Source organism: Desulfovibrio sp. SGI.102 (assembly GCF_050314315.1).
GTDB lineage: Bacteria > Desulfobacterota > Desulfovibrionia > Desulfovibrionales > Desulfovibrionaceae > Desulfovibrio.
Genome location: NZ_JBNPNC010000079.1, coordinates 1 through 7319, shown reverse-complemented (window position 1 = coordinate 7319; position 7319 = coordinate 1). Strand labels below are relative to the sequence as shown.

General features: G+C 64.1%; 3 protein-coding genes. 1 reads left to right on the top strand and 2 read right to left on the bottom strand.

Annotation, left to right across the window (positions count from 1 at the left end; all coding sequences use genetic code 11):
* Positions 1 to 173 precede the first annotated feature (173 nt).
* Together ACQRCJ_RS11600 and ACQRCJ_RS11595 are read right to left on the bottom strand one after the other, a co-directional pair.
* Positions 174 to 1880 (bottom strand): CHAD domain-containing protein, encoded by a 1707-nt coding sequence (locus ACQRCJ_RS11600; protein WP_289616644.1) that lies wholly within the window; start codon positions 1878 to 1880, stop codon positions 174 to 176.
* A 366-nt stretch (positions 1881 to 2246) separates the two neighbouring features.
* The gene (locus ACQRCJ_RS11595; RefSeq protein WP_289616645.1) at positions 2247 to 5504 is read right to left on the bottom strand and encodes a DEAD/DEAH box helicase; all 3258 of its coding nucleotides are present in this window, start codon (positions 5502 to 5504) and stop codon (positions 2247 to 2249) included.
* Positions 5505 to 5781: 277 nt separating this feature from the next.
* On the opposite strand from ACQRCJ_RS11595, the gene ACQRCJ_RS11590 reads away from it, so the two are divergent.
* Positions 5782 to 7314 (top strand): peptide-binding protein, encoded by a 1533-nt coding sequence (locus ACQRCJ_RS11590; RefSeq protein ID WP_239465083.1) that lies wholly within the window; start codon positions 5782 to 5784, stop codon positions 7312 to 7314.
* Positions 7315 to 7319 lie beyond the last annotated feature (5 nt).

Here is a 7319-nt window from a genome sequence, read left to right as displayed (position 1 = left end):
CTAGCGGAGGCATCTTTTACAGGGGCCAAAGGCCCCGAAAGCCGGAGGGCAGGGACCAGATGGCCCGCCCTGCCGGTTTCCTGCCGTTGCGCCCTGAAAAGGGCGCTTTTTTATCAGGGGCTGCCAGCCGGGCCGCACGTTCCCGGGGCGCTGGCGCGTCCGGGAGCCCGCGGCTAGTCGTCCGGGCGGAGCAGGGGAAGCGGATCGCCTGCGGACGGGGAAAGCTTGCGGGTCAGGCGGCAAAGCTCGTCCCGCCCGTTGTCCGCCCAGTCCGTCAGGAAGGCCATGGCATGGCGGTGCATCTCGTCCTCGCACCAGCGGGCGTACTCTTCCAGGCCGTCGGCATCCTCCGCATGCTGCCGGGTCTCCGGCATGTGTTGCAAGTGGCGCAGGGCCGTGGCCGCGGCCACGGCGTTGTCGTGCATCTGGCCGAGACTTTCCTGACAGCGGCGGCACAGGCGGATCAGGCGTTCGCCGTTCTTGCCGCCCTGGCTGCCGAAAAAGGCCATCAGATAGCGTAACTGCTTGAACGCGATGCGCATGTTGTGCAGCAGGTCTTCGGGGATCAGGTGCCCGTGCGTCCAGCGGTTATGGGCAAGAAGGTCGCGTGTGGCCTGATCCACACCGGCCGCCATGATGTCCGCCAGCAGCATGGGCCGGGCGCGGCCGCGGCGGTCCAGCATGGGGCGGCAGGTCTGGGCCGCGGCATTGTCATCCAGCTTGTGCAGCAGCTCCCGGTAGGCGTCCGAGGCATAATGGGCCGCGGCACGGGAAAGGGCCGTGGCGCGCTCTTCCTGCAGGGCGGCATACAGGCTGCGCAGACCGGCGGGCAGATCCGCCAGCCGGAAAAGGGGGGCAGTACCTTCCGGGGCCTGTCCGCTTGCGGCGGCGGTCTCGGCGGCACCGGCAGGGACAGGACGCAAGGCATAGTCCCTGATGTGTCCCAAAAGCACGTCCGTATCCCGTACACCGCCCAGCAGCTTGCGGGCCGTACGCAGGTCGGATTCCACAGAGGCCAGCCAGTCCTTGCGCAGATAGGGCTTCAGGCTGCGGAAGACGGAAAGCAGGCTGCGCAGGATGACGCGGGCATCGTGGATGGGCTCTTCGTCCAGGGCGCTGTCGCTGCGGGCCAGCTCATGCAGGGCCCGTGCCTGCTTTTGCAGATACGCGCTGAAATGGCTGCTGAACAATTGCCCGGAAGGCGGCGCCTGGACCGGGACGGGCGCGTCGGCATCGGCATCGAAGGTCCAGAACCATTCCAGGGAGGACTTGCCGAACAGGCGTTCCCAGAGCGGCGCATGGATGACCAGCTGCTTGCGCAGGCGCAGGGGCGTGCGCACCCGGATGAGGAAGAGGACGGGGGGCTCACCGGGCAGGCGTATCTCCAGCGGATCGAAGCGCAGGGCGAAACGGGCCACCTGCACGATGGCCGCCAGCACCACGGCGGTACGCCGCCGGGGATCGTCGCGGGCACAACCCATGGCGGTGAGCAGGGGCTCCACCTTGTCCGTACGGCCCTTGCCCACGGTGAGCAGGGTCAGGACCATGGCCAGCAGCCGGTTGCCGGCGGCATCAAGGCGCTTGAGAGGATGGGTGAGCAGAATCTCGCCCGCATCGGGCATCCCGTCCCCCAGCTCCACCAAGGTATGGGCCAGCACGGCCAGAGGGGCCAGGTCCCTGTCCAGACCGTGCTGGGGAGCCAGCCCGGCGAAGATGGACAGGACAAGATCGGTTTCCCGCTGGCGGGCGGCCAGGTCGATGCCGAACAACCGGCAGAGGCGGCGGAGCCCGCAGGGGCGCAGGGTGGGAGAATCATTGCGCAGGCAGCGTGTGCCGCGCCAGAGCAGGGTGCGGGGCGTGGTGGGGGGAGCTTCGTCCATGCGGCGTCTCCTTGGCAGGCGTCTGCCGGAAAAAGAGGCGTCCCCGGGCCGGAAAGGCAGGGATGAAGGCCCGGAGGCTGCCTGGAGCATAGCCTTCCCGAAACAGGCGCGCAAGGGGGCTGAGCGTCATTGCGGGGACGTATGCCAAGGGACGGCGGGACAGTGAGCGTTGCGGCAGGAGGACGGGGCGCGGTCGTGTCTTCTCAGGGATGGGGGGTGCCGGGGAGAAGGCGGCCGCCGGCAAGGCCTTGCCGTACGGCCCGGATATGCGGAAGGCGGGCCCTCCCGAAAACGGGAAACGGCGCGAAAGCCGGGGCAGGGCCCTGCTTCCGCGCCGTGTGATGACGCTGTTTGCGGCGGTATTGCCTAGACTTCGAAGAGCATCTCCAGATCCTCGCGGGTCAGGGACTTCCAGGTGTCCTGACCGGGGATGATGGCCTCGGCCACGCCACGCTTGGCTTCCTGCAGCTTGAGGATCTTTTCTTCCACCGTGTTCTGGCAGATGAGCTTGTAGGAGAACACCTGCCGCGTCTGGCCGATGCGGTGGGTACGGTCCGTAGCCTGGCTTTCCACGGCGGGGTTCCACCACGGGTCGTAGTGGATGACGTAGTCCGCGCTGGTCAGGTTCAGGCCCGTGCCGCCCGCCTTGAGCGAGATGAGGAAGATGGGGATGTCCGGGCTGTTGTTGAAGCGGTCCACCTGTTCGAAGCGGTCCTTGCTGGCGCCGTCCAGATAGCAGAAGGGGATCTGCGAGAACTCCAGCCACTGGCGGATGATCTGGAGCATCTGCACGAACTGCGAGAAGACCAGCACCTTGTGGCCGCCCTCCACGATCTCCATGACCATGTCCTTGAAGGCGTCGAACTTGCCGGAAGGCAGGTTGTTGGAGAAGCCGGGCAGGTCGATCTTGAGCAGGCGCGGATGGCAGCAGATCTGGCGCAGCTTGAGCAGGGCGTCCAGGATGGACATCTGGCTCTTGGCCAGGCCCTTTTCGTCCACGTCGGCCAGCACCTGGGCGCGCAGCTTGCGGGCCAGGGCGGCGTAGAGCTCGGCCTGGGCCTCTTCCAGCGCGCAGCAGGTGACGCTTTCCACCTTGGGCGGCAGGTCCTTGGCCACTTCGGCCTTGGTACGGCGCAAAATGAAGGGCCGCACGCGGGTGCGCAGGTAGTCCAGGGTCTCGGCGTCGCCGTCCTTGATGGGCTTGACGATGCCGCGCTGGAAGGCATGCTGCGAACCGAGGAAGCCGGGCATCAGGAACTCGAACAGGCTCCAGAGCTCGAAGAGGTTGTTCTCGATGGGCGTACCGGACAGGCACAGGCGCATGCGGGCATGGATGCGGCGCACGGCGCGGGCCGTGATGGTGTTGGGGTTCTTGATGTTCTGGGCTTCGTCCAGGATGACGGTGTTGAACTCGTACTTCTCCATCTCCTCCAGGTCACGCCGCAGCAGGGCGTAGGTGGTGATGATGAGGTCCGATTCCGCGATATGCTTGAACATGCCCTCGCGGCGCGTGCCGTAGATGGTCAGGCGGCGCAGGCCGGGCACGAACTTTTCCGCTTCGCGCTCCCAGTTGGGCAGCACCGAGGTGGGCACCACGATGAGGTTGGGGCCCTCGAAGCGGCTTTCCACCATATGCTGGATGAAAGCCAGGGTCTGCACGGTCTTGCCCAGGCCCATCTCGTCGGCCAGGATGCCGCCGAAGCCGTATTCCGACAGGAAGTTGAGGTAGGACAGGCCCTGCAGCTGGTAGCTGCGCAGATTGGCCTGCAGCGCCTTTGGCGGCGGTACGGGCCGCACCTCGCGGAAGGAGCGGATCTTTTCGCGCAGGTTGTTCCAGAAGGAGTCCGTGCGCGCGCCGGGCAGGTCTTCCAGCAGGCTGTCCAGCACCGGTGCCTCGAACTGCTTGAACTTGGTCTGCGGCGGCTTGCTGGGGTCCAGGCCCAGGGCCGTGAGCTTGTGGGCGATCTTTTCCAGCCAGGATTCGGGCAGGCTGGTGTAGGAGCCGTCCTTGAGCTGCACATAGCGCTTGCCGCGGGTCCAGGCCTTCCAGATCTTGTCCAGGGGCAGGGACTGGCCTTCGTAATCCACGCTGATCTCCAGCGAGAACCACTTTTCCTTCTCGTTGCTCACCACCTCGGCCGAGATGGAGGACTTGGCCGTGCGCATCTTGTAGCGCGAAAGGGCGCGCTCGCCGTAGACGCGGTAGTTCTCCACCAGCGTGGGGTAGGAGTCCAGCAGGAAGGCGATGGCTTCTTCCGGCTCCAGGAACCACAGCTTGCTGGAACGGGCCTGGAAGTCCATGCCCGCCAGCTCGTTCATGAGCTGGGCCTCTTCTTCCTGATGGCGGCGCACCAGATAGGTCTGGCCTTCGTAGGTGTAGCTGCCGGTCTGGAAATCGGGGTTGGGGCCGTTGAGCGTGAACTCGCCGTGACGGGTCTGGTAGATGTTGTCGATCTCCAGGGTCAGCAGGCTGCCTTCCTCGTCCAGGAAGAGCTTGGGATTGTAGGTGGCCGGCTGGAACACGGGCTCCATCATGCGCAGGAACTGCTGCGGCTCGTAGAGTTCGGACGAGGGCAGGCGCGTCCAGACGCGGTCCAGGAACTCGGAGATCTCTTCCTGCGGCACCACCGGGCGTTCGTAGATGAGGTTGTGCACCAGCGACGGATACAGGCCCGTCTGTACGGGATAGAAATTGTGCTGGTAACAGACCCAGAGCGGCATCTGGCCGTGGAAGGTGATGGGCGCGTCCTCGGGGGCCTCGGCGCCATGCAGGTGGTCGTTGGGCGCCCCGTTGGCCCGGATGGGCAGGGGCGGGCGGCCTTCACGCTTGAGCAGCACGTCGAAGCTGAAGCCGTTGTCATCGAAATTGGGCTTGAGCTTGAGGGCAAAGGGCGTGCTCTCGATGCGGCAGGGACGGTCGGTATCCTTCCAGAGCAGGTAATATTCCTTGCGTACGGCCCAGAAGAACCACGAGGTCAGACCGTCGGGGATCTCCACACGATGACCGTAATAGTCCAGGTGCTGGCCTATCTGACGGGCCACATGCGGCAGCTGGGGCGAAAACTCGCACCAGTCGGGATTGTTGATGATCTGCTGGAGCGTGATCTCGTTGTGCACGCTGGACAGGCCGGACTTGTTCTGGCGGCCCCGGAAGAAGGAGACCAGCAGACGGCCCTGCTCCGGCTGGAAGCGGAAAATAAGGTAGTGCTTGCCGGGCTCGGGCTCCATGTCCGTGGAGAAGAAGGAGCGGAAGCTCTGCTTCCAGTCCTTGGCAGGGGGCGTGACTTCTTCGGCGTCGCCCTGTTCCTTGCGCAGTTCCTCCAGCAGACGCAGGGCCAGGGCCGCCACATGACGGCATGTGCTGGTGAAGGATTCCGAACAGTTGCACTGGTGGCGGGTGCTGCGATCCGTGATGGAGAAAGTCAGGCTGGGCGTATAGACCTGGAGGTCTTCGCCCTGGATGACGCCTTGCGCCTCCCAGGTCTCGCCCTCCTGGATATTTATTTTTTGCACCCCGCCTTCGGACAGGATATAGTAAGCCGTATCACGGATATACTCCGGAACGGCGTCGTGCAGGAAGGCCTGGCACATCTCCCTGACGACGTTCTGCTCAGATCTGCTCATGCATACTCTCCGCGGCCCGGTTTTCTGCGCGGGCTCCGTTGAAAAATCGCAGTAATAGATTTGGGAGTAATATCACAGGCATCACTTCAATGGCAATAGACGCGCGTAACTTATGAAAAAATATTTTATGAAAAAAAAGTTGGTATTTTTCGCGGCTTCCCGGGCAGCGGGCAAGGGCTCTCCGGCAGGGGGCAGCGCCACCTGGAGAGTTTTTTTTCTGCTCCTCCTGCTACTTTGTCTGCCGCTGTCCGCCGCCGCGGATGACGAGGAGGGCAGCATGCCCCCCACGGACGGCGACCGCATTTTGCTGGGCAGTATCGGTGAGGCCTCCAACCTCATCCCGTATCTGACGGCGGACTCCGCCTCCCACGAAGTGGCGGATCTGCTTTATGTGGCGCCGCTGCGCTTCAACAAGGATCTGGAGCCGGAATGCTGGGCGGCGGAGTCCTTCAGCATGGAAGACGAGGGCCGTCTGCTGCGCTTCCGTCTGCGCAAGGGCATCCTCTGGGAAGACGGCACCGAACTGACGGCCGCGGATGTGGAGTTCACCTACAAAATGGTCATCGACCCGGCCACGGGCAGTCCCTATGCGGACGACTTTCTCCAGATCAAGGAATTCCGCGTGCTGGACCGCTACAGCTTCGAGGTTCGCTACGAGCATTTCTTTGCCCGGGCCGTGTCTTCCTGGATGAATCCCATCCTGCCCAGGCACATCCTGGAAGGGCAGAACATCCGTACCACCTCCTTCGCCCGCAAGCCTGTGGGCGCCGGGCCCTACCGTCTCCAGCGCTGGGAGCCGGGCGTACGCATCGTGCTGGAAGCTTCCCCCACCTACTTTTTGGGCAGGCCGCACATCAGCGAGGTGGTCTTCCGCATCATCCCGGATACGGCCACCATGTTCATGGAGACCCGCGCCGGGCGTCTGGACGTGATGGAGCTGAGCCCGCAGCAGTACCTGCGCCAGACATCGGGGAAAAAATGGGCGGAATCCTTCCACAAATACCGCTATCTGGCCTCGGTCTACAATTTCCTGGGCTTCAATCTGGAACATCCTTTCTTCAAGGATAAAAAGGTACGGCAGGCCATCTCCTGCGCCATCAACCGGGGCGACATCGTCAAGGGCGTCCTGCTGGGGCTGGGGGAACCGGCCTTCGGGCCCTACAAGCCGGGCACCTGGGCCTATCATCCGGGCCTGCGCCCTGTGAGCTTCAATCCCGACAGGGCCCGCAAACTGCTGGCCGAGGCGGGCTTCACGGACAGTGACGGCGACGGCATCCTGGACAAGGACGGCAAGCCGCTGGCGTTCACCATCCTGACCAACCAGGGCAACGAGCCGCGCATCCTCACCGCCACCATCATCCAGAGCCAGCTGCGGGCCGTGGGCATCGACGTGCGCATCCGCACCGTGGAATGGGCCGCCTTCATCCGGGAATTCGTGAATACCGGCCGCTTCGATGCCATCATCCTGGGCTGGACCATCACCCAGGACCCGGACATCTTCGCGGTCTGGCATTCCTCGCAGGCCGTGCCCGGCGGCCTGAACTTCATCCACTACAAGAACCCCGATCTGGACAAAGTGCTGGAAGAGGCCCGCTCCACGCCGGACCGTCAGCGCCGGACCGCGCTGTACCACCAGGCGCAGGAGATCCTGGACGAGGATCAGCCCTACTGTTTCCTCTATGTGCCCTATGCCCTGCCTGTGGTGCAGAACCGCTTCATGGGCATCAAACCCGCCCTGGCGGGCATTATGTACAACTTTGAGGAATGGTGGGTGCCCAAGAGCCTGCAACGGTACAAGGTGACGCCGTAGATAGT